Annotated in this window: 5 protein-coding genes and 1 pseudogene; 4 read left to right on the top strand and 2 right to left on the bottom strand. The window is 51.1% G+C overall.

Going from position 1 to position 25,850, the window contains the following annotated elements:
- Nucleotides 1–5: 5 nt before the first annotated feature.
- Genes PsWM33_RS18415 through PsWM33_RS18425 form a run of 3 tightly spaced genes read left to right on the top strand, consistent with a single transcriptional unit; the run spans nucleotide 6 to nucleotide 23,748 of the window.
- Nucleotides 6–10,406: a non-ribosomal peptide synthetase gene (locus tag PsWM33_RS18415; protein WP_063301188.1), complete on the top strand. Its 10,401-nt coding sequence runs from the start codon at nucleotides 6–8 to the stop codon at nucleotides 10,404–10,406.
- Nucleotides 10,403–14,524 (top strand): non-ribosomal peptide synthetase, encoded by a 4,122-nt coding sequence (locus PsWM33_RS18420; protein WP_063301189.1) that lies wholly within the window; start codon nucleotides 10,403–10,405, stop codon nucleotides 14,522–14,524. The genes PsWM33_RS18415 and PsWM33_RS18420 overlap by 4 nt, the downstream gene beginning before the upstream one ends.
- Nucleotides 14,525–14,532: 8 nt before the next feature.
- Nucleotides 14,533–23,748 (top strand): non-ribosomal peptide synthetase, encoded by a 9,216-nt coding sequence (locus tag PsWM33_RS18425; RefSeq protein WP_063301190.1) that lies wholly within the window; start codon nucleotides 14,533–14,535, stop codon nucleotides 23,746–23,748.
- On the opposite strand, the gene PsWM33_RS26895 is transcribed toward PsWM33_RS18425, so the two are convergent.
- Nucleotides 23,695–24,462 (bottom strand): 4'-phosphopantetheinyl transferase family protein, encoded by a 768-nt coding sequence (locus PsWM33_RS26895; protein ID WP_082827071.1) that lies wholly within the window; start codon nucleotides 24,460–24,462, stop codon nucleotides 23,695–23,697. The two genes, PsWM33_RS18425 and PsWM33_RS26895, sit on opposite strands and share 54 nt — an antisense overlap.
- Before the next feature lie 6 nt (nucleotides 24,463–24,468).
- Nucleotides 24,469–25,254, bottom strand: coding sequence for a thioesterase II family protein (locus tag PsWM33_RS18430; RefSeq protein WP_063297809.1), 786 nt, complete (start codon nucleotides 25,252–25,254; stop codon nucleotides 24,469–24,471).
- A gap of 264 nt (nucleotides 25,255–25,518) precedes the next feature.
- Here PsWM33_RS18430 and PsWM33_RS28495 point away from each other — a divergent pair.
- A pseudogene (locus PsWM33_RS28495) lies at nucleotides 25,519–25,850 on the top strand (transposase); the annotation flags it as partial.

The raw sequence follows: 25,850 nt of genomic DNA on the forward strand, positions 1-25,850 counted from the left end.
GAATCATGCAGGACGAATTAAACAAGCGCAAACGTCGCTCTCTCACACCAGAGCAGCTTTTGAAGATGCGTCAACGCAGTGCGCTCAAGGCAGCTCCGCGTGATCAAGACCCCCTGCCTCTGTCCTTTGCGCAGGAAAGGCTCTGGTTCCTCTCTCGCATGGAAGGCATCAATTCAGCCTATCATCTGGCCCTTGGCTTGCGCCTTCGTGGTGAGTTAAACGTGACATACCTGCAAAGCGCGCTAGACCAGCTGATGGACCGTCATGAAGGCCTGCGTACAGTCATTACAGATGATAACGGAAAGCTGTCTCAAAGCTTCTCACCCCGTACCTGTGGCTTTCCCCTTCACCTGCTCAAAATTGAGGTCGATAGCGACCCAGAAACAGAGATCTGCCGTTTGGCAGAAGAGGAGAGCACACGGTCGTTCGATCTGCAGCAAGGACCGTTGGCTCGCTGTTGTCTTATCCGGATCAACGAGACGCATCACGTGTTGCTGCTGGCATTGCATCACATCATTTCCGATGGGTGGTCCAACGGACTCCTCCTCAAAGAGTTGGGTGAAAACTACTCTCATCTGGTAGAAGCAGGAACACCAATCGAGCGGGAAACACCCGATTTTGCATACGCCGATTATGCCGTATGGCAGAAACAGCCGGAGCAGCTCAAAAAATTTAATGAGCAGAAGACTTATTGGAAAGAAACGCTTGCCGGCGCTCCCGAGCGTTTGCTGTTGCCAACGGACCAGCGGCGACCTGCTCAGCAAAATTTTGCGGGTGAACTTCTGCCGTTGGAGTTAGGCCCTGAGTTGAGTGGTAAGGTGCGCCAATTGGCGCGCAGCACGGGCTCCACCCCTTACTTGGTGCTCATGAGCGCCTATGCAATCGTGCTCTCCCGTTTGTCTGGACAAGAGGATCTGGTCATTGGCACGCCATCTGCCAACCGTGTCCGCAAAGAGCTGGAAGAGATGGTGGGCCTGTTCGTGAACACACAGGCTCTGCGCTTTGATTTGAGCGAAAATCCCACTGTAAGCCAGCTGCTCACCCAGATGCGAGGCATTTTCCTCGACAGTCAGGATAATCAGTCCCTCCCTTTCGAGCAGGTGGTGGAAGCACTAAGCCCTCAACGGTTCTTGTCTTACACTCCGCTTTTCCAGGTCATGTTCGCATGGCAAAACACAGAGGGTGGAACATCTCAATTCGCTGGGTTGGAGTTGGACACTGTACAACTGCCTCGCACCGCCTCCCAGTTCGATATCACACTTGAGCTTGTAGACGATGGCTCAAACATCTCCGGCGGTTTGGAATACGCGACAGCTCTGTTTGACCGCCAAACCATAGTTCGGCTTGCAGGTTATGTGTTACAGGCAGTGAAAGCCATTTGCGCAGACCCGGAACAGGCAGTCGCCGTACTGCCACTTATGGATGCAGCCACACATACAGCAACATTAGAAGCTTCCCGTCTTCCATCTATGGATGTACCGGCAGCAAGCGCCATCCATCTGCCGTTTGAAGAGGCCGCTGCAGCCCACGGCGATCGGGTTGCATTGATCGGCAATGAGATCGAACTCTCTTATGCTCAACTGAACAGTCAGGCCAACAAGCTCGCCAGATACCTGCGCTCTAACGGCGTTGCAAATCAGGACCGGATTGCGGTGTGCATGCGTAAATCCGCAGACGCGGTTATCGCCTTGCTTGCTGTCTTGAAAACTGGCGCTGCCTACATTCCAATTGATGCGAACTATCCCCCTGAGCGGATCAACACGCTTGTACAAGATTGCCAGCCCACAGTCATTCTGGCCGATATGCGTGGTCAGGAGCAGTTGGATCAACTCACCAAGCTGCCTGCCCAGACTATTAATATTGAGAGGAGAAGAGATGAATGGGCTTCTCAGGATGAACGCGATTTAGATGTTCAAGTCGCGCCTGACCAACTGGCCTATATCATCTACACGTCCGGTTCGACAGGACAACCCAAAGGCGTCATGGTCGATCATCGTGCGATCTGGACTATCAGGGACGCATGGAGCAGCCTTTACGACTTCAAAGAACCACCATGTGTTTTGCAGATGGCGAGTCTTTCGTTTGATGTTTTCACCGCAGACCTTGTCCGCGCCCTCACTTTTGGAGGCAGGCTTGTCCTGGTGGATCAGGACGAGCTGGTAGACAGTACCGCCCTTCTCACCAAGATTGAGCACCATCAGATAACATTCGGTGATTTTGTTCCAGCAGTTTTGGACAATCTCACAGCACACGTGCAGACGATTGGAAAACAGTCAACCAGCCTCAAAACTGTCGTGTGCGGTTCAGACCGTTGGTCCTCCAAAGGTGCTTGCGAAGCACGAAAGGCCTTCGGGCCTACAGCGCACATTATTCATGCTTACGGCTTGACCGAAACCGCCATTGATTGCCTCGCACTCAGCTTATCAGAGGAGTTTTCTCCGAACACTACTCTGAGTCTCGGCACTGCACTCAAGAATTATCAGGTCTTGCTTTTGGACACTTCCGGCCAACCTGTCCCCGAAGGGGTTGTTGGAGAAATCTGTATTGCCGGATCTGGTTTGGCACGCGGCTATTGGAACGCACCTGAACTCACCAAGCAAAAGTTTACCGATGTATCAATTGGTGATGGCCTGAGGATCTTCAAAACAGGAGATTTAGGCCGTCAGCTACGTGATGGGACACTCGAGTTTTTAGGGCGGAATGACCGGCAGGCAAAGCTACGCGGTTTTCGCGTCGAGCTTGGTGAGGTTGAAGCCGCTCTTGAAGCTGATGAACGCGTCACATCAGCCATTTGTGTTGTAAGGCCTCACACCAGCGGCGAACAGCTTCTCGCTTATGTCGTCCTTGCGGATAATGTAGGAACTGAAGTTCCTCAGGCACTGAAAGCAGGCTTGAGCCACAAACTCCCACACTTCATGGTTCCTGCCGGAATCACCGTCATCGACAAGATACCACTCACACCCAATGGCAAAGTCGATCTGAAAGCCCTCCCGGACTTTGATCTATCCACGCTCTCACAAACAGAGTTTGAGCCTCCACGAACAGGCAGAGAAACGGAACTCAGCCAGATCTGGTGCGATGTACTCGGTGTCGCCAATATTGGGCGCAACGATAATTTTTTTGCTCTGGGCGGACATTCTCTGCTTGCAGTACGGTTAGCTCAACGTATCCGTGATGCAATTTCCGTCGAAGTCCCGGCAACAATTGTTTTCACTGCCCCAACGCTTGCCTCTCTCGCCGAGGCAATAGACAGCCAGACACGCACCGCAAAAAGACAAATTGAGCCCGCAGACAGAACACAGAACCTACCGCTTTCCTCCTCTCAGCAACGCTTATGGTACCTGGCAGAAATGGAGGGCCAGAGCGAAGCCTACCATATGCCATTGGTTCTGGAGCTGAAGGGAGAGTTGGACGTCTCAGCCCTGTCTCAAGCAATTGAGAAAATCGTTGCACGGCACGAGGCTTTGCGGACGTGTTTCAGTCAGAAGAACGGGACCGCCTATCAGGACATTCAGCCAGCAACTGTTTGGCGGATGGGGGCGGCTACGCAAGTGGCTGCGAATGAGACGTTACAAGATCATGTCGCCCGTTTGATCTCTGTGCCCTTTGATTTGGAGGCGGGTCCGCTGTTCCGTGCGAATCTCCTGCGCTGTGACGAGAACCATTATGTGCTGGTGATTGTTATGCACCACAGCATTTCAGATGCTTGGTCCATGGGTATCTTCAGCAGGGAACTGAGTGTGCTTTATTCTGCTCTGTCCCAACATCAGGATACCAAGCTCCCCGATTTGCAAATCCAATATGCAGACTTCGCGCAGTGGCAGAGCAATGAGCTGAAGAATGGCTCATGGAACCAGCAAAAGCGCTATTGGAAGTCCAGGCTCAAAGATGCACCTGTGCTGCTGGAGCTGCCAACCGATCATTCAAGACCAAAGCGGCAATCCTTCAAAGGCACCGCAGTCCCATTGAATCTGGAGCCATCCTTAACTCAGAAGGTGAAGGAGCTTGCTGCATCCAATCGGAACACGTTGTTTAGCAGTCTTCTTGGGATGTGGGCGCTGACTCTGGCCAAGCTTTCAGGACAGAAAGATATCGTTGTGGGCAGTCCGGTCGCCAACAGAGATCATTCACAACTCGACAACATGATTGGTTTCTTCGCCAACACACTGGCCTTGCGGGTGGAGGCCAATGAAAGCCTTACCTTGAAAGAGTACCTGTCGCAGGTGCAGACCACTGTTTTAGAAGCACAACAAAATCAGGACCTTCCCTTCGAACAGGTGATAGAGCATATCAACCCGCCGCGAAGTCTTGCGCACTCCCCCTTATTTCAGGTGATGTTTGCCTGGGAGGGAGAGAACAACGACCGGTTCGAACTTCCCGGCCTTGCTGTTGATGTTCTTCCTCACCACCATGGCGGTGCCAAGTTTGATCTGCTGTTGTCGCTTCAGGAAAGAGACGGCCAGCTGAAAGGCGCTATCGAGTTTGCAAGCGACCTGTTTGAGCCAGAGACCGTCACTCGCATTGCAAAGTACTTCGAGCATGTTCTCACCCAAATGGTGGCAGACGCAACGACGAAGCTTAGTGCCGTAAGCCTGTTGAGCGAAGAGGAACGAACGCTGGCGCTGGATGCATGGCAACAGCCTTCTGTGCCTTACTCTGAGTTTGAATGCATCAGCAGACGCATTGAAGAACACGCCGCTTGCACACCAACAGCCACAGCGCTGATCTTCGGCCAGACAAAACTCAGCTACGACGAATTAAACACACACGCTAATCGGTTTGCCAATGCACTTGTGCAGGAAGGCATTCGCTCACAAGCAAACATCGCACTATGTGTAGACCGATCACCGGAAATGATCATCGCACTGCTGGGTATCTTAAAGGCAGGTGCTACCGTTGTGCCGCTGGATCCAGCTTACCCTGAGGCCCGCCATCAGGCCATCTTGCAGGATGTTAAGCCTGATCTCGTCATAACTACAGATGCGTTAAAGCCCAAACTGCCAGTCGAATTTGCGAGTGCAACAGTCACTCTTGCAGAGCTTGCACAAAAGAGCCAACATATTTCGGCGGAGAATACGGGGCTTACCCCTGCCCCTCTTGACCCGGCCTATGTCCTTTACACCTCCGGGTCTACAGGCAAACCAAAAGGCGTGGTGCAGACCCACCGCACCCTGCGCAATCTGGTCAATTGGCAACTTAAACAGGTTCCGTCAGAAAGAGCCCCGTCGCGCATTCTCCAATTTGCCTCCCTCAACTTTGATGTGGCCTTTCAGGAGATTTTCTGCACGTTGTGTCAGGGCGCAAGCCTTGCGCTGCTGAGTGATGACCAGCGCAAAGACATCGGCAACCTTGCAGGCTTCATCAAGTCCAACGGCATTGAGCGCGCCCACTTGCCCTTTGCGGTACTGCAACAGATGGCAGGTCTTTTTGAGGCTAAACAGCTGCCGGATGGCCCTGCTTGTGAAGTGATCACCGCTGGCGAGGCACTGCTGGTCAATGACAGCCTGCGGCAACTCCTTAAAGCACTGGGAGGGCGCTATTTTTACAACCAATACGGCCCCACTGAAACCCATGTGGTGACCCAGCACGTTCTGGATTGTGCGCGCATGGAGGATTGGCCAGCCTCCCCGCCCATCGGCAAGCCCATGGAGAACACCAGTGTGTTTCTTCTGGATGAGAGCATGCGACCTGTGCCTCCCGGAACGACTGGAGAGCTGTATGTGTGCGGAGACAATCTGGCTTTGGGTTACTTTGGTCAGGAAGAACTAACCGCAGAACGATTTGTTACGCACTCGTTCGCCTCTCAAGGCGCGCAACGCTTTTATCGTACCGGTGATTTGGCGGCCTACCTGCCAGATGGTAGCCTTGCCTTCCATGGCCGTGCAGATGATCAGGTGAAATTCCGTGGGTTCCGGATTGAGCCGATGGAGATCACGAACTGCATCTTACAGATGGATGGCATTCTGGAAGTCGCCGTGATTTTGGACAAGCAAGCAGACCCCGAGCATGCCCGGCTCGTCTGTTACTTCGTCGGCACAAGACCCGCTGGCACATTGCGGGCAGAGCTGAAAGCTCACTTGCCGGACTACATGATCCCAACGGACTGGATGCCTCTGGAGGAGTTGCCCATCACCCGGAACGGCAAGCTGGATCGAAGAGCTTTGCCATCTGCTGTCCGTACAGGGAGTACAGACTATGAAGCACCACTGCCGGGCCTTGAAGCAGATATTGCTTCGATTTGGCAGGTGGTGCTCAAGGTGGAACAGGTTGGCCGCACCGACAACTTCTTTGACCTTGGCGGGCATTCTTTGCTGGCGACACGCCTGATCCATGCAATAAACAAAGAACTGTCACTCGGCCTGTCCCTCAGTGATCTTATTGAAAACCCGACACTTGTTGATCTGGCTGCCTCGGCCAATACCAACACCGGCAAGGCAGAACACTCAGCGCTGCAAATCCATGCAGATGAATCAAACCGGTATGAACCATTTCCACTCACGGACATCCAGCAGGCTTACTGGGTTGGCAGGGATGACAGTTTGGGGCTGGGCGGCGTCAGCGCTCATGCTTATGAGGAAATTGAGATCCCTCACCTTGATCTTGAGAGATTCAACGCTGCTTTGAACAGGCTGATCCTTCGTCACGATATGCTGCGAGCTGTTTTTGCCAGCGATGGCACCCAACGCATATTGGAGGATGTTCCTGAATACATCATCCAGACTGACGATGCCTGTGGCCGCAGTGAACGTGTCGTGGAGCGCATCATCTCAAGAAACCGGGAGGCCATGTCGCATCAGGTTTTGGATGCGGGAACATGGCCGCTTTTCGAGTTCCGGGCCGTGCAGCTTGAGAATGAGATAACTCGGCTACACATTTCCATGGATGCGTTAATCGTGGATGCAGCCAGCAGCCAGATTTTCTCACGCGAACTTGCTACCTTCTATGAGGACCCGCAGGCAGAACTTCCGAGGATTGAAATCACGTTCCGCGACTATGTGGTGCAGGAACTAGCGATGCGGGATGACTCCCGCTATGCGATTTCTCTGAAGTACTGGCAAGACCGCTTGTCGGCTCTCGCTGCAGCACCGGAACTGCCACTTGCAAAACAGCCAGAGGCCATCAGCAATCCCCGGTTCACACGCAGACAACTTGTTTTGGAAGAGGCCAAATGGTCAACGATCAAAGCAAATGCGCGAAAGCATGGTGTCACCCCCTCCGGCTGTCTGCTGACAGCATTTGCGCAGGTGCTGGCCAAATGGAGCCAGTCGTCCCGGTTCACACTCAGCTTACCTGTGTTCAATCGCCAACCGCTCCACCCCCATATCAACCGCCTCATCGGCGACTTCACGTCTATTGTTTTGCTGGAAGTTAGCTCGGACCCGGCAAAGAGCTTTTCTGACAATGCAAAAGCTGTCCAGCGCCAACTCTGGAAGGATATGGATCATAGTGAAGTTAGTGGTGTGCGGGTTCTGCGAGAGCTCACGCGCCTGCGTGGTGAGCAGCAAACGGGAATGCCCATCGTCTTCAACAGCACCCTGGTGGAGATGATCCCGGATCAGGAGGAAATTACGCTTGCCTCCGCATTGGACGCTCAAAATGTACATACCATCACCCAAACACCGCAGGTGTGGCTCGATCACACCATCATGGAGATTGATGGCGAGCTACATTTCAACTGGGACAGCATAGACGAGCTGTTTCCAGAGGGCATGATGCAGGACATGTTTGATGCCTATTGCGCTCTGCTAGAAGAGTTGGTCACCTCTGATCACTGGCAACAGCAAGTCCCCCAACACTTTCCTGTCTGGAACGCTGAGCGCGCACTTTCACAACATTGGCCATTGATGCATGAGCTGTTTGAGGAACAAGCGCTCAAAACACCAGCTGCTCCTGCCGTGATCTGCGGTGATCTGGTTTTGTCCTACAGCAAAGTCCGCCAGCGTGCCCGTAATCTTGCCACTCTCCTTCAACAGAAGGGCCTGGCCAAAGGTGATCTGGTTGCCATTCAGATGCGGACCGGTTGGGAACAGAGTGTAGCTGCCCTCGCCATTCTATATGCAGGGGGCGCATATCTTCCAATCGACCCGGATCTGCCGGCCAATCGCATTAAAGGCATATTGCAACGGACCGAGTGCAGGCTCGTATGCGTCAAGACAAGCCAGAGTGACACACACAAGGGGCTTCCTGCGCTTGCTCAAACGGTTGATGTTGGCGGGGAACTGGATGACTTGAGCGATAAGAAGCTGCAGGTTGTTGATACGCAGCCGGATGACCTTGCCTACGTGATCTTTACTTCAGGTTCCACCGGGGAACCCAAGGGGGTCATGATCGATCATCGTGGAGCGGTTAACACGTTGCTTGACATCAACTGCCGTCTAAACGTGCAGCCCGAAGATCGTGTGTTTGCCATTTCTGCATTGGGCTTTGATCTCTCAGTCTATGATATTTTTGGTTTGCTGGCGGCAGGTGGTTCCTTAGTCCTGCCCAATGAGGTTGAGGCAAAAGACCCTGCCCATTGGCTGGAGTGCCTCATTCGTCACAAGGTCACGATCTGGAATTCTGCACCCGCTTTGCTTGGTGTGCTGACAGATTATGCTCAAAGCGATCGCAAAAATCTCGGCTCGCATTTGCGTGAAGTGATGTTGTCTGGAGACTGGATCCCACTTTCACTGCCTGAGCGGGTGCGTGCACTCGCACCGAACGCGCATGTCTTGTCTCTGGGTGGAGCAACTGAAGCCTCCATTTGGTCCATCTGCTTCCCTATTCAGGATATCGCGCCGCATTGGAAGAGCATCCCCTACGGCAAAGCGCTCGACAACCAACAGTTTTATGTTCTGGATGAAGCGTTGGCCCCTCGCCCTTGCTGGGTCACTGGTGAACTGTACATCGGTGGCATTGGACTTGCGATAGGTTATTGGCGGGACGAAGAACAAACCAACCATCGTTTCATCACCCACCCCAAGACCGGCGAACGCTTGTACCGTACCGGCGATTTGGGGCGCTATATGCCAGATGGAAACATAGAGTTTCTTGGGCGCGTGGATACTCAGGTCAAGGTGCAAGGTTTCCGCATTGAGCTTGGTGAGATCGAAACGGTGCTCAATGCCCATAAAGACGTAAAAGCCTCAGTCTTTAAGATGTTTGGCGAGGCACAAGGCGATAAGCAACTCGTTGGCTATGTGGTTCTGGAAGAGCACGGTGTCGAGATTGACGCTCTTCTGGATCATCTACGCGCCCACCTGCCCCATTACATGGTTCCCTCTGCTCTCCTTGAGATTGAGCGCCTCCCGATTTCTGCAAACGGCAAAATTGATCGGAAGCAACTGCCGGAACCACGCAGTGAGATACAAGCTGAGCTAAGCTTCGAACCGCAAGGGGAACAGGAAGAGAAAATCCACGAGATTATCTCTCAGATCTTGAAACTGGATCACGTCACTCCCGAGGCTAATTTACTGCAGCTGGGAGCGACCTCTATCGATATCACGCGCATTTCGAACGCGTTGTCGAGCACGCTCTCGTTCCGCCCACCACTTGCAAAGTTTATGGGCAGCCCAAGCCTTGCAACGCTCCTTGCCATGTATCGGGAGCAGTTTGGTCAGGTGGCGGAAGAAGCGCAACCTGACGCAACAAATTCCGCAATAGCCACCCTTGAAGACCCGCTGCAGCGACAGTCTTTCAAAGACCGTAATGTTGGATTGCGCAAGCTTGATCAGCAACATGACGTGCATCAGTTGGAAAACTCCAGCTCTCCTGAGTTCGACGAATTTGACGCCTACCGGTCGGTGCGTCAGTTCAATTTGGATCCTGTCCCCAAAACCCGATTAGAGGCCCTCCTCTCTGCATTACGGCGTAATCAGAACCAAGAGGCACCAAAGCACTTGTTTGCAAGCGCCGGGGGGCTCTATCCGGTGCAAACCTACCTTTACATCAAACCCGGTCGTGTGTTGGGCCTGGAAGGTGGGGCCTATTATTACGATCCTGAAAAACACGCTCTGATTTCGACAGCAGATGGCAAGGCACTGACCCCGGATGCCTATGATTATTTCGTGAACCGGCCAGTTTTTGAAGAGGCTGCCTTCGCGCTTTTCTTCATCGCCGAGCGGCAGGCAATCGAACCCCTTTATGGCGAGATGAGCGAGCAGTTCTGGTTGATCGAAACAGGCGCAATGGCACAGCTGTTGACCATGCGTGCCCATGAAGCAGGGTTAGGCCTGTGCGGCATCGGCTCCATAGATGAGACGGTTTTGACGGAGCTGTTCCGGTTGGGGCCTACTCATAAGCTCATCTATTCCATGATCGGCGGCACACCCACCACTGAGCAAAACCGGCAACACACCATAGAGACCTTCGGGACTGCGCTTGCCTCCTCAATGGATGAAGATGAAATGGAGGAGTTTGAAATATGAAAGCTCAACAACTGCTTGATTATTTTGCCCAGCACAATGTGAGCCTCCAGACTGATGGAGAAAAGCTGCGTTTCAAAGCGCCAAAGGGGTTTCTGGGAGCTGATCTTGCCGCCGTTCTGAAAGCGGAAAAATCAGAGCTGATTCATCTGCTGCAACAACATGCAGCAGAAAGGCAGACTGAAGGCGTACCGCTTTCACCATCACAGCGCCATTTGTGGTTCTTGCATCAATTGGAGCCGGAGAGTCCGTTTTACAATAACCCCGTTGCGCTCAAAGTTTCCGGGATGCTCGAGTTGGAAACTCTGCACCGCGCCGTAAATGCTGTTGTTGCGCGTCACGACATGCTCCGAGCGAGGTTCAGCACAAGCAGCGGAACGCCTACACAAACTTTTCCAGAACCTGCTGAGCTGCCCTTTGACCTCTTGAACCTTTGCCATCTGAGTGACGAAAAACAGGTGGAGGCGCTCAATGAACGTGTCCAGCATGAGGCAAGCCGACCGTTTGATTTAGAGCACGGCCCGCTCTTGCGCTCAAGTTACATAAAGCTTGCAGATGAAGAACACGTATGGCTCGTAAACCTGCACCACATTACCGCTGATGGCTGGTCTATCGGTTTGTTTTTCAGCGAAGTTACGGCTCATTACAACGCTTATCAAATGGGCACCTCGCCCGACCTTCCCCCTCTGTCCATGCAGTACGCCGATTATGTGACGCATCATAAAAACGAACGCAGTTCATCCAGAGAGCAGCAACAGATCCAGTACTGGACTGACAAACTTGAAAACCTGCCAGACTTACTTGAGCTACCCACGGATTTGCCTCGCCCGGCAGAACAGACACATAACGGTGCTCACTTTGAATTCACGCTTGATGACAACTTGAGTGAACGCTTGCGACTGTTCTGCAAAAGACGCTCAATCACGCCATTTGCGCTCTATCTGGCCGGATTTACCGCCCTCTTATGGCGCTATAGCAAACAGGAAGACATCTGCATTGGCACCTCTTTTGCCAACCGCCATCTGGCAGAGCTGGAGCCTCTGATCGGGCACTTCATCAACACGCTCGCACTCAAAACGCGTGTCACCGCCACAAGCACCTTTGCTGAGCTGGTAACGCAGTCGCAAACAACCATTCTGGAAGCGCTGGACAATCAGGATTTGCCTTTTGAAAAGGTGGTTGAAGCTGTAAATCCGGAACGCTCACCAGCCCATTCGCCTCTGTTTCAGGTCATGCTGATTTATCAGAACCTGCCGGGGGGGGCAGCTCAAATGGATGGTGTTGAAATCGAAACACTGGCAACAGACAGCCAGACAGCAAAGTTCGATATCACGCTGGAAGTATTTGAACGAGGCTCCACGTTTAGCCTTGGCTTTGAGTACAACAAAGATCTGTTTACGCAATCCCGCATTGCGCGAATGGCCAGTCACCTCACCAGCTTCCTCTCAAACGCTATTAAAGCGCCGGAAGAGCATCTCGGTGTGATTGATTACATCACGCCCGAAGAAAGAGGTCTGTTAACGCAGGTATGGCCTCACGGAGCGCGGCACGCGTTAAGCTCAACGTGCATTCACAAAGCATTTGAGGCTCAATGCGAGCATTCACCCGAAGCACCTGCACTCGTATGCGGCGAAGACGTGTGGAGCTACGCCAGTCTCAACACCAAAGCAAATCAACTTGCCCGCTACCTGAAGGAACTTGGTGTTATTGAGGGAAGTCCAGTGGGCCTGCTCTTTGAACGGTCCAGCGAGTTGGTGATAGCCATGCTTGCCGTGCTCAAGGCGGGTGGTCACTTCATTCCTTTAGAGCCCGGACTGCCAATCAAGCGTCTTGAGTTTATGGTGCAAGACAGCCAGCCCGATCTGATCCTCACCCATCCAGAGGCCTCGGAAGCGGCTACCAAACTCAAGAGCAGTTGTGAAGTTGAAGTGCTGTCGCTGAATACAGAGCAACGAGCTAAAATTATTCAATCCTGTGGCACTGATAATTTGCCAGCTAACGGTATAAGCGCCGAGGGTCTTGCCTATATCATCTACACGTCAGGAACCACCGGCGTTCCCAAAGGCACCAAGCTGACCCACAAGGGCTTGGTGAACCTCGTGGAGTGGACCAAGCGCACATTTCCAGGCAAGCCCGGTGATGCTCTGTTGCAGAAGACGCCGATGGGATTTGATGCCGCGATCTGGGAGTTCTTCTGGCCGTTATGCTCAGGTGCATCGTTGGTGCTGGCTTCGCCTCATGCTCACACCTCTCCTGCAGAGCTGGCAAAGAGCTGTGCATCTCATGGTATCACCACCATCCAGTTCATCCCCGCGATGTTAGATCTGTTTCTTGATGAACCGGAGGCTGCCCAATGCGGCCAACTGCGCAATGTGTTTTGTGGTGGTGGTGAGTTGAGCGGTGAACTTATGCGTAAGTTCTCCAGCAAACTGCCGTGGGCGACACTGCACAATGTTTACGGCCCGACTGAATGCACCGTAGACAGCACCTGGCATAGTGTGAAGCCGGAAGATCTGAACAAACCTTCAGCTCCCATAGGCAACCCCATATCGAACGGAAGGACTTATCTGCTTGATGAAAGCATGTCGATTGTCCCGGTTGGACTGGTTAGTGAGCTATATATCGGCGGTGCCGGCTTGTCTTCCGGCTATCTTAACGCTCCGCAGCAACAAGCATCGGCGTTCGTTACCAGCCCATTCAACTCAAGTGAACAGCTCTACCGTACGGGCGATCTTGCCTACTACGATGAGCAAGGTCAGCTGATTTTTGCAGGCCGCAAAGACAACCAGATCAAGCTGAACGGCTTTCGCATCGAGCTGTCAGAGATTGAAGCTATCCTCCGACAATATCCCGAATGCCACAGCTGTGCCGCGATCGTGGTTCAGCAAGAGGGTGGTATAGCCCAACTGGCACTTTGCTACACTACACCAGACGGTTCTCCCCTCGTAGAAAGCGACCTTCGTCATCATCTGGCAGAAGCACTTCCGAACTACATGCTTCCTCATATTCTGCTGCATTTGGAAACACTCCCTCTCACCAATAACGGCAAGATTGATTATTCCAGCCTAAAGGCATCTGTGTTGGCCCATGAGGCCGTGTTTAAGGTCAATCAGGAAAGCCCACGCGATCATATAGAGCTCCAGATCTATAACATCTGGAAGGAAGTGCTTCTCCATCCCTCCATTGGAATCAGCGACAGTTTCTTCCATGTCGGCGGTTCTTCCATCGCAGCGATCAAAGTGGCCCATCGGGTTGGTGAGACGTTCAAAATTCAAGTCCCGCCCAAAACGTTCATTCTAAATCCGACAGTAGAGGCGCTTGCCAGTTGGATACGAACCGGAGCTGCGGAAGAGAACTCCCGCGACAACCTCATTACGTTCCGCGAAAGCCAAAACGGCGAGCATGTCGTGTGCGTTCATCCTGCTGGTGGGACAGCCTTTTGTTATCTGTCTCTGGCGAAGATCCTGGCTGATGACATTGGCGTTTATGGCCTACAATCGCCCGGCCTCAACGCGGGAGAGGAAACTCTCCCCTCCATAATGGCCATGGCCAGCGCCTATCTGGAACGTATCGAACACATCGCGCATGAAAAAATTGTCCTCACCGGCCTGTCGTTTGGGGGCTACGTTGCCTATGAGATGGCCCGACTTCTGAAAGCCCGTGGTAACCACAATGTCAGCGTCATTCTTCTGGACACTCAGGGGTTTGAGGAGCATGAGCGCCAGAGCCTTGCACCAGTGGATCTTGCAGAATTTCGAGACAAGCTGGTGAAGTTCAATGGGATGTATCCGGGCATCGATGACGAGCAAATAAAGCGCTACCATCAGGTTTACAATCACAATCGGGCCTGTGTGCTGGATTATGACTGCCAGCCATTGGACGCGCGAGTTGTGTTCATTCAGGCGCTTGGCTCACTCAACAAAGGCTTCCTGCATCAACTACGTCAGTTTTGGATTGAAAGAGCTTCAGGTGGCTTCATGACGAGACTGGTTCGGGGGGACCACTGGGAACTGCTTGAATCAGAAGAAATACAGCGTGTCAAAAAAGCGATTTCCTATGAGTTTCAATTATTTGAGCGGCAAACCACCTCTCCTGCCGTTCCTATGCAGATAGACGCTTAGAGGCTTACATGACTATCAACACTTCTCATGAATATTTAGCCTCGAGCTCTTATGATTTAGAAATTGGAGATCAGGGACCCGTCCAATCTTCGTTATTAGACAGTATCAGCTTTTATGCGGACCATTTTCCTGAACTGGCCGCGGTGCAGGATCATGATCGTATCCTCAACTACAAAGAGCTCAACGAACGCTCCGCACAAGTAGCCTCAGCATTGAGAGGCCACGGCGTAAAAAACGGCGATGTGGTTGCCGTCTGTTTGCCTCGCTCTCAAGAGCTCATAGTTGTCATGCTCGCGATACTGAAAGCGGGAGCAACGGTTGTCCCGTTAGATGCCGCCAGCCCGCCAGACCGGCAATCAGCAATCTTATCTGATAGCCAAACACGTTTTCTCATCGTTCCAGAGGCGAGTGCATCCACGCCATTTTCCCAACAAGCGCATCAGGTCCTTCCTGCTGACCAGTTGCTCATACAAAGCCAGCATGAGAATAGCGGCGACCTCCCGCGTCATCCTTTGGCGAAAACTGCGTTTTTGTTTTACACATCAGGAACAACGGGTACGCCCAAAGGCGTTCAAGTGCCTCTCTCAGCAATCGAGAGGCTTGCCCATCAACCCAGCTTTGTCCCAATGAATATCGGAGATCGCTACGCGCACATTTCCAACCCTGCGTTTGATGCACTCAGCTTCGATGTTTGGGTACCGCTTTTAACTGGTGGATGTAGTGTCATTTTTTCCAGTGACGAACTCGCCGATTTTGCAGGCTTTGCCCGGCAGCTAGAGCAGCAATCGATCTCAACCATGTTCATGACAGTCTCTCTGTTCAATGCGATGGTCGATCACGGGACTGCCTGCTTTGGATCGCTTGGGCATCTGCTCATTGGCGGCGAACAGCTAAACCCTAAAACTGTCGAGAAATGGTATGCTGCAAACCCTGAAAGCGCCTGTCAGATCTACAATATCTATGGCCCGACAGAGTGTGCAACCTTTGCCTTGTGCTTTGCAATTCCTCGGGACTTTGATGCAGACATCATTCCCATTGGCAGCCCCATTGCCAGTACAGACTGCCAGCTAAGGTCATCAAACGGCGAAATCACCAATACTGGTGAAACTGGGGAACTCTATCTCGGCGGCGCAGGCGTTGCTCATGGCTATCTGAATAGAACAGAGGAAACACAGCGCAGGTTTGTAGAGCTTCCAAACTCTGGAAAATGGTATAGCACTGGCGATCTGGTCCGCCTCAATCAGCAAGGTCTGGTCGAGTATGTGGGCCGCGTTGACAGACAGATCAAAGTACGCGGGTTTCGCGTAGAACCTGAAGAAATCGAACAGCGCATCCAGCAATATCCGAAGATACAGCAGGCTTGTGTTTTAGCAGCTCAGGAACAAGGCAAACCGCTTGAGTTGCATGCTTACTTAGCGAGTGAAGAGCAGCTTGATTATGAAGAGCTTGATGCCCACTTTTCTGCTTACCTGCCAGATTATATGCGTCCTCATAAAGTCTTTTGTCTTGGCTCGTTGCCTCTGAATGCAAACGGGAAGATCGACCAAAAAGCCCTTCAAGAAATGGAGACTACTCCATTCCGTCGTGTTTCCTCCTGTGATGCCTCGGAGAGTGCCGTTCTGAGCAGCATTCTGCAAACTGCAGAGATGGTTTTGAGTGTGGCGCAGTTAAGCCGTGAAGAGACACTGCTTACCGCAGGTGGCGATTCACTCAAAGCAATCAGCTTATCTAACCAACTCAACACAGTATTTGGCTGCCGCGTTGCACCATCACAGCTTCTAAACCTGACATTTGCTGAACTCTCTGAGATTGTTAGCGAGCACAATGAGCAAGCCAACAGTTTACCGCCTGCACCTGCTCCATCAGGTTTGGCAAAAGAGCAGGCAACCTCGGAGCAAATGCGGTTATGGCTACAGCAACAAAAGAACCCTGCTGACATATCCTACAATACACCGTTCATTTTTCGGTTTTCAGGTCATCTGAGTGCCGAAAATTTGGGTCACGCAACATATGAGCTGGTCAAAAAACACCCGGCACTGCGCACCAGCTTCCATCCCACCGATGATGGGGTGCAGCAGCGGGTCGCTGAAAGCAATCCAGAGGTGTTTCACTTCCACGGAACCTTGGAAGAAGAAGCAATTTCACAATTGCAAACCAAACTCCTCACTCAACCATTTGATCTTGAGCACCCATGCCTGTTTCAACTTCATCTGGTCCACCAACCAAATGGCACCAGTGTCCTTCTGTTTCATGCGCACCACATCATTCTGGACGGCTGGTCACTCAACATCTTGTTTGAAGATCTTTCCCGTTCATTCCAGGCAGAAACAGACGAGACAGGACAGGACCAAAAGCCAATTGGGCTGACGACATTAGACTTTGCAACATGGCAGTCGCATCTATGGGAAACGGAACATTACAACAAGCAAAAGGATGCTCTCTTCAAGCTATACGACGCGCCAGAGATAGAGGAATGTTGGAAACCTGTACTGAGACACGCTCAAGGGAAGCAAGGTGTTTTAGCAGGGCAAACACGTTTGACACGTCTTGATGCAGCCACCAGAGCAAAGTTGCTAACCATTGCAAAGCGTCTTTCACTAACACCTCATCAGGTCTTTCACGCGCTGTTTGCCCATGCACTTTATGTGCACACGGGGAGAACGAGTTTCACAATTGCAAGCCCTGTAGCGAACCGGCTTACAACAGAGTTTGAAGCAACAGTTGGAATGTTCGCCAACACAGCGTTGGTTCCGGTTAAAATCGACCCAACGGCCTCCATTCAACAAAATACAAGCACCCTCACCAAGGCTTCAAAACAAGTCCTTGCCTGTCAGGATGTTGCCTTCGAACATGTGGTTGAACATCTCCAGAAAAGGAAGCGTATTTCAGGCGTTCCGTTTGAGTTTATGTTTGCGACCGAAAACACCCGTTACGAAACGCTAAAGCTCAATGGAGAATGCGCGCAGCTATCTTACCCTGAAGATGTCGCCCCCAAGTGCCCGCTCTACCTGTCTGTTCTTGATGAAGCTGAAACCTACCAGTTCTACTGGGAGTATGATCTCAGTCACTTCGACAATGATGCTATCACCCTGCTGGAGCAAACCATGTTCGCTGGTTTGGATCATATGGAAACTGAAGAGGCTGCAGCGAATGTCTTCCAACTCAACACACAACAACGCATTTCGCATGTAACTGGTACAAGCCAGTCATTGCCGTACACAACGGTCGCAAGCTGGTTTCAGAAACAAGTCTCACTATCACCACATGCACCTGCCCTCGCATGGCGCGGCAAAACTCTCACCTATCATGAGTTGGACGAGTTATCCGATGCTTTGGCTGCTAACATGCAGTCCACTATTTTTGGGTCAACAGAACCTGTAGGACCTACGCGCGTCGCACTCTATATGGATGCTTCCCCAGACTACATAGTCTCGCTTCTGGCAGTGACAAAACTGGGCGTAACAGCTGTTCCGTTGGACCTGAGCTATCCTCAAAAGCTGCTGGAGGATGTGATTTCGCAAGCCCAACCAGTTGGGGTCCTCCATGCAGTGCAGGCATCCTTACCTTCTGCACTTGAACGCCAGGACTTACGCGCGCTCCCGGTAGATTTGCAAGAACTCAGAAATTCACGCGATCATCAGCATCCTCTGAAATTTTCAGATCGCGAAAGGCCCTTGTATACCCTGTTTACCTCCGGCTCCACTGGTCAACCCAAAGGGGTTGATGTCTACAACCAAACACTTTGCAATTTGTTGCACTGGCAACAGCAACAGGGAGGATTACCCGCTGGAGAACACACCATGCAGTTCTCCAAGTTAGCCTTCGATGTTTCGTTTCAGGAGATCTTTTCAACGCTCTGTTCGGGCGGGTGCTTCCATGTCATTGATCCTCTTTGGCGACAGGACATGCAGTGCTTATTGAACTACATGTATGACAATAATCTGCAACGCATCTTTATGCCTTTTGTGGCGCTGGAATTGTTTTGCGAAGCTGCTCAAACATTCAACATCTTCCCCGGTGCTTTGAAGAATGTGATCACGGCCGGCGAGCAGTTGTATTGCACCAAAGCCCTCCGTGCGTTTTTCACGCAGTTACGCCAAGCCTCCTTGCACAATCACTATGGCCCAACAGAAACGCATGTGGTTTGCGCCCACTCTATGCACGGACCAGCAGCAAACTGGCCGACCCGCCCACCGATTGGCGCTCCTGTTCACAACACCGATATTCTCATCGTGGATGACAGCTTCCATCCGGTTCCATCCGGTGAACGCGGCCAACTCCTCATAGGCGGCAATCTGGTTCACCGTTGTTATCTGGACAATGCAGTGTTGAACGCAGAACGCTTTGTCATACTCCAGCCAGATTGTGGCACTGGCGGTTCAAAACTCTATTACAAAACCGGTGACATGGGCTTTCTGGATGAACTTGGGCAGGTAAACTATGGAGGCCGTCACGACCAGCAGGTGAAGATCTCAGGTCACCGCGTTGAACTCGGCCAGTTGGAAGCCTCTTTGATAAATCACGGTGCCATCGAACAGGCTTCTGTTGTCTTTGATGACCAGCATAAAAAACTCCATGCCTATGTCAGCCTGCGAGTGGGCACCATCAACGCAGATGAGCTTGATCACTATCTTTCAACGCAGCTTCCTGACTACATCCGGGTTGACGAATTCAGACAGGTCGACGAGTGGCCCCGCGCTCCAAGTGGAAAGATAAATCAAAGAGCATTGGCCAGCTGCAAATGGCGCAAGATTGAACGTAAAAAACGCAAAATAAACGCAAATAACGCAATTCAACGCACAAATGAACTCATTGCAGCTTTTGAACATGTCACTGGTGCATCCATCACTGCGGACCAAACATTTTTCGAGGCTGGATGCTCTTCCCTGCAATTGATGCGCTACCAAATGCATATCAATAAAGCACTGGAAGGAAAAGTCAGTATCGCAGATCTGTTTCGTTATGTGACGCCTTCAGATCTGGCAGAACATCTTGAAGGAAAAACGGAATCAGAAACTCGGACTAGCAAAGCAAAGACAACGCAGAGCGCGGGAAAAGTTGCTATTATCGGTATGGCACTACGTGTCCCAGGCGCAGATGACCTGGCTGAGTTTTGGTCCATGGTCCGTGAAAACCGAAGCGGAATTGAACATTTCACACCGGAGGATCCTGATTTCGTCGGTGCGCGAAGTCAGATGAGCGAAATGATGTCGTTCGATCCTGAGTACTTCGGTATCAGCCCACGGGAAGCAGCCCTCATGGATCCGCAGCAGCGGCATTTCCTGATGAGCTGTGTACATGCTCTTGAAAATGCTGGCATTCCTCCACTGAACACCAACCAAAACATCGGTGTTATCGCAAGCAGTGGTGAGACAACCTACTATCACGCAGCCCTTCGCTCCAAACCTCCAACCGCCCTTCCCGACAAGTTCCAAATGGCCTTGCACCATGAGAAAGACTTCCTCGCCACCAAGGTTGCCTTTCAGCTGGACCTCAAAGGCCCTGCCATTACACTACAAGCCGCCTGTGGAAGCTCGCTGATTGGCATTCATACAGCCGCAGGCATGCTCCGAAATGGTGAATGTGATGTCATGCTCGCAGGAGGCGTGCTTGTAGATCCCGATATGTCAGAGGGCTATAAGTATCAGTCTCAACACATCTTTTCCAAGGATGGCAACTGCTCACCATTCAGCAAAGACGCCAGCGGTACCATCGGTGCCAGTGGTGTTGGGGTTGTGGTGTTGAAGTCATTGGATCGCGCCCGAGCGGATGGTAATCGCATCTATGCTGTTATCGAAGGATCAGCCGTCAATAACGATGGTCGTTCCAAAATGAATTATACCTCACCTTCAGTTTCCGGGCAGGAAAGCGTTATTCGTCAAGCCCTTACGAACGCAGGAGTAAGGGGTGATCAAGTCGGGTATGTGGAAGCTCACGGAACAGGAACACAACTGGGTGATCCTATTGAAGTACAAGCCCTTTCATCTGCATACGGCAATCTCCCCGAAGCATCCTGCGCATTATCTTCTGTCAAAAGCCAGATCGGCCACTTAGGTGCCGGGGCTGGCGTCCTTGGGCTTATTCGCGCAGCTCTGTCGATCTATCACGGCTATGTGCCACCTAACCTAGGGTTTAAGCAGCCCAATCAAGAACTTGGCTTGGATCAAAAGGGGTTCTATATCCCGACTAACAGCAAAAAATGGGAAGATACATGTCCACGTTATGCAGGCGTCAGCAGTTTCGGAATTGGCGGCACAAACGCTCATGTTGTAATTGGAGAAGCCTCGGAAGACGAGCTTCGACGATACGCAACTACAAAATGCCTTGTTCTATCAGCACATACCAAGACTGCACTTTTTTCTTTGGCAGAAAATATCAAGAATTATCTTGAACATAACCCGACTTCATTTCAGCTGATCCTCTCACATTTGCAAGCAAGCAGGCGAGCACACCCATGGCGTTTTGCAGTCGATTGTGATGAAGTCGAAGAGGCGATTGAAGCTCTGGGATCATTCGTCCCGCATTACTGTGATGAGAATAAAGGAGCTTGCGATCCCGCTAGCCTAACCGCTACTGATTGGCTGGAAGGCAAAGAGATTGAGTCACAAAGTGCAGGTACTCCGCCGCCTTGGGATTTGCCGGGTTATTGCTTCGAGCTTCAACAATACAACGTGTTAGAGCTTCCAGCAGCCAAGAGTAAGGCGAGTGAAAACCTTCCAAAACGCCTGCCAGAGGAACAATGGCTAAGCCAGATGGTTTGGCAACCAGTCTGCCGCGTTGGAAGTTGTCAAACAGCACAGAGATCAAAAACAGCGGTTGTCCTATATGATCCGAACAACGTCTCCGATGACTTTGCCGCATTTAATGCCGTCTACCATCGTGTTGTGCCTGTTTGTTATGACGGACGCATTTCTGGTGCTCATTCAGGCAAGTTGTCGGTAGATCCGTTTTCTAGGGACGCCGTTGAAGACCTTCTGCGCCACCTGTCATTTATGAACCTTGGAGAGTTGGATTGGCTTCATGCTCTTCCATTGTCTTGCAAAGGCGAGCAAAATGAGTTGGATAGCCTTCAGGAAGCAAAAAAGGTTTGTCTGGATAGCCTGACTTATGTGCTTCAGGCTCACTCTAAATATGGGCTTACGATCTCCAGAATATGCCTGCTCTCTTACGACGCGGCACCGGTGAATGGCGCCGTAGCTCAGCCGCTACGCGGACTACTCGCTGGTCCGCTATCTGTGATCCATCAGGAGTTTGGCATCCAAACACTCTGGCTGGATTTAGAAGACACAAAACAAGGTTTCATTTGGTCCGAGGTTGCGTTTGCACTCTCACTTGAACAGGTGAAGGCACAGTGCCTTGCCTTGCGTAATGGATTTGTTTGGGAATGCAGGATCTTACCTCTTTCTCAAAATGGCCCAACTACCGAACCAACTAAACTGGATGCGCCAGCTCTTTTCGTGGTGACGGGTGGCAGCGGTGCGATTGGAACTCAAGTTTGCAAGAGCCTGCTGGCTGATCCTCATGCTCAAATCGCAATTATCTCCCGCAATCCGCGCATTCCAGAAGAACTTCTGCAGTTTAATACAAGAATACACCTGATACAGGCTGACATAGGAAAGCCAGCCACATGGAGTGTCACATTTGAGAGTGTCACTAGATTAGGCATGCCTGTTGCAGGCGTTATCCATGCCTCCGGAGTTGGCGAAGGAAATCTGATTTCGTTCCGTGACCCGATAGAAATCTACAACAAGATGCTAGCAAAATATGAGGGAAGCATTTTTGTTGAGCGTTTCATTGAAGTATTCAAGCCAACACGAGCTATCTACTGCTCGTCAATGTCAGCTATTTTAGGAGGAGCTGGTCAACTGGACTACGCTTCCTCCAACGCTTTAATGGATAGCTTTGCGCATTACAAAAATCCATTGGCACCTGACACAATAAGAACCACCATCAACTGGGATATCTGGAGCGAAAGTGGGATAGCAACCCACTCCAATATTCAAGATGGGTTGCATCAAAAACACCTCGAGCTTGGCCTATCCAACAAAGAAGGCCTGCGCACATTTTCTCGAGTACTTCATACAACTGTACCGCAAGTGCTGATTAGCACTTGTGATGTTGAAAAGGCTCGATACTTCTATCGATCACTGGTCAGGAACGAGATCAAATCTGATGCGCGAACTATCAAGGCAAATAAACTGAATCTCATTCGCGAGCAGATAGAAACCCTTTTTCTGCAACAACTTGGACTCGATCAGATTGCCCCCGATGAATGCCTCTATGATTTAGGTATGGATTCACTTACTCTTCTGGACGTCGTTAGCCTCTTAGAGCACTATGACATTCGGGTGTTACTCTCCCAAATCCCGAAGAACACCTCCTTAGATCAGATTATGAATCTGGTTGAACGGCAGCACAAAGCAATCCCCTCTTCTCCAAACAGTACTTGGGCTGATGCTGTTGTCCCGCACCAATGGCATTCTGGTGAGGGGGATGAAGTTGTTGTTCTCATACATCCAATCGGGGGTGATGTTGAATCATACCGCGAACTGGCAGGAAAACTCCCGGACAACATTGGGATCACTGTGATTGCCGATCCTGCCCTCACAAATCCCAGTCTACCAAAAATCAGTTTAAAAGAAAGAGCTGCAGTTTACGCTGAAGCCATCGCGGAAAGGCTTGCAAATAAGCGGATTCATTTGGTCGGCTGGTCATTCGGCTCATGGGTTGCACAAGAAATGGCGCTCTGCCTCTCGAAGCAACAAAGAGCTCCCGGCAACTTAACGCTCATTGATCCGCCTGCACCAAACTCCGGCGAACACCTGAAGCTAATGAATGAGCAAGAAGTCGAAGTCATCTTCTTGAAAGAGCTGAAGGTGAAATGGCCAGACAAAAGGGCCCTCGTTGAGGACAGTCGTGAACGAAAGGCCTATCAGGAAGCACTTGTTCGCTGTACGAAAGCCAATCTGGAAGCGATGGCGCACCATATAATGAGTCCGGCACCTTTCTGGCAGACGAGTGTATTCTTGGCATCTGAAACTGCCAAAGGGTTGCGCGGAACCCAAAATACAACATCAAACTCCCGTGAGATCTGGCTTAAATTACTACCAGATTTACACAACTGGCAGATTATTGAAGCAGATCACTATTCAATACTCATGGGAGAAACGTTAGATCACGTATTGGCTGCCGCTGGTTTGGTCAAAACACTCGAGTTGGTGTGATTGGAAGGGGGAGTGGATGTCTAACCTGCTGATACCAGGGTCCACAGCAAGACTACAGCTATAACCCTCCCATCCAACCTCAATATCCATCAGTTTCAAAGGAAGAGGTTCTGAAGTGATCCAGGGGTGCTGTTGTTCTAATTTCACGTCAAGTGAGCTGAGGTCATCACGCAGCCCCTCACCTGTTGCCTTTAAGATGGCTTCTTTCCGGGTCCAACAGCGATAAAACATGGCTGCGCGTTCCTCTGGACTCCTCGATTCAATGTGTAAACGTTCCATCGGATGACAAACAACCGGCATCAAATCAGTCATTTGGCTGCCTCGCCGCATGAGTTCAATATCGACACCCAAGGATGCATTACGAGCCAAAGCAACTGCAACTACCCCCCCTGAATGACTAACATTAAATGTCGGGTATCCTGAAAGGTATGGCTTACCACCATCTTGCAGCAGAAAGGGTATTGGCGGTTGATCCACTCCCAGAATGGTTCTAACGACCCAACGACCCATGGCAAACGCGCGCCGATCTCTCAAGAACCTGAAACAGGCACCTCTTGTTTTCTCTTCAGCGGTTAACGCTTGGTCCATTGGAAATGGATACTCCAATGGCAACAAAACAAGCATCACTTTGTTGGCCCCACAGCAACGTTGCCATTGCTCTTTCACAGCCCAAAACCAATGCTGAGCATCAAAGACGGAAAATGAAACAGGCATGAAATCTTAAGCGAGCTCTATGGATGAAGGCTGGTACAACTGACAAACAACGTTTGCAGCATGGTCTTTTATCTGATTAAGGACATTAGCTGGAGAATGCTCGATGAAGAAATGCCCACCTTCGACTTCATCAATGGCAACAGTTTCAGAGCTCAACTTCGTCCATCCCTTCACTTTATGCGCTTCCACAATCTGATCTTGAGTTCCTGCGTAGACAAAGACTGGTGACGCGATTTGCCAAGGAACTCGCGGCCTGTAAGTCTCACAGAGTTCAAAGTCACCTATAATCGCAGGTAAAAGCAAGTCTACAAGATCGTCATGTTGCGCAATCTGAGCAAACTCGGGATTAAACGAGATGAGCTCATCAACCATCTCCTTGCGAGTACACCCATCAAGAAACGGTAGGGTTCTTGGAGCAAAAGGAGACGCCGAAGCCAACACAAAAAGGGCCGTTGGCTTCAGCTGGCTTTGCTTAAAAAGATGGAGCGCCAACTCGTAAGCAATCCACCCCCCCATACTTGAACCCAATATTGCAAAAGGCGCATCGCCGAACTGCTCAATCTCTAGCGCTAGCTGCGATACAACCCTTTCCATCGCATTGATTGCTGGTTCTTTTAACCGGGTTCCTCGCCCTGGAAATTTAGCAGGCATCACATTTACCTGATCACCTAGCGGTACTTTCCATCGGTTATACAAGCTCGTATCACCTCCCGCCTGAGGCAAACAGATTAAGTTCAGCTTGTATTTATTTGCTGTTGTATCAAACCATTGAGATAGTGTCTGATAATTCATATAAAAATCTTCAATATAAACAAACCTAATGGTGCAAATAAAACACAGTTTTGATGTAGGGCTGAGTAGATAAATTTATAAGTTTATCTGCAAGTTGGATTTTTGCTACGGAATATATTCAGCAATGCTATGAAGTGTGTGCGATACGAACGTAGGCAAGTTTGAATATGCATAAGGCTTAGAGCTGGCTCGGGAAATTTGGACAGGTTGTGAAAGTGGATTTAGCTCCTGAAACTGGCATGATGCCAAGAACAGGAGACCATCATGAGCAGACGTCCTCGCCGGAACCATAGCCCGGCTTTTAAAGCGAAAGTGGCACTTGCTGCTATTCGCGGAGAAAAAACCTTGAGTGAGTTAGCTCAGGACTTTGATGTGCACGCGAACCAGATCAAACAATGGAAAGAGCAGGCTCTTGCAGCCATGCCAGATGTGTTTGGTGCTGATAAGCAGGCAAAGCAAGAGCCAGAAGTTGACATCAAGCGACTGCACGCCAAGATCGGTGAATTGGCTTTGGAAAACGATTTTTTGGAAGGAGCGCTCACAAAAGCGGGTTTGTTGAGCGCCAAAAGATGATTGACCGGCCCCATGAGCTCTCA

Origin of the sequence: Pseudovibrio sp. WM33, from assembly GCF_001623165.1 — a bacterium.
GTDB lineage: Bacteria > Pseudomonadota > Alphaproteobacteria > Rhizobiales > Stappiaceae > Pseudovibrio.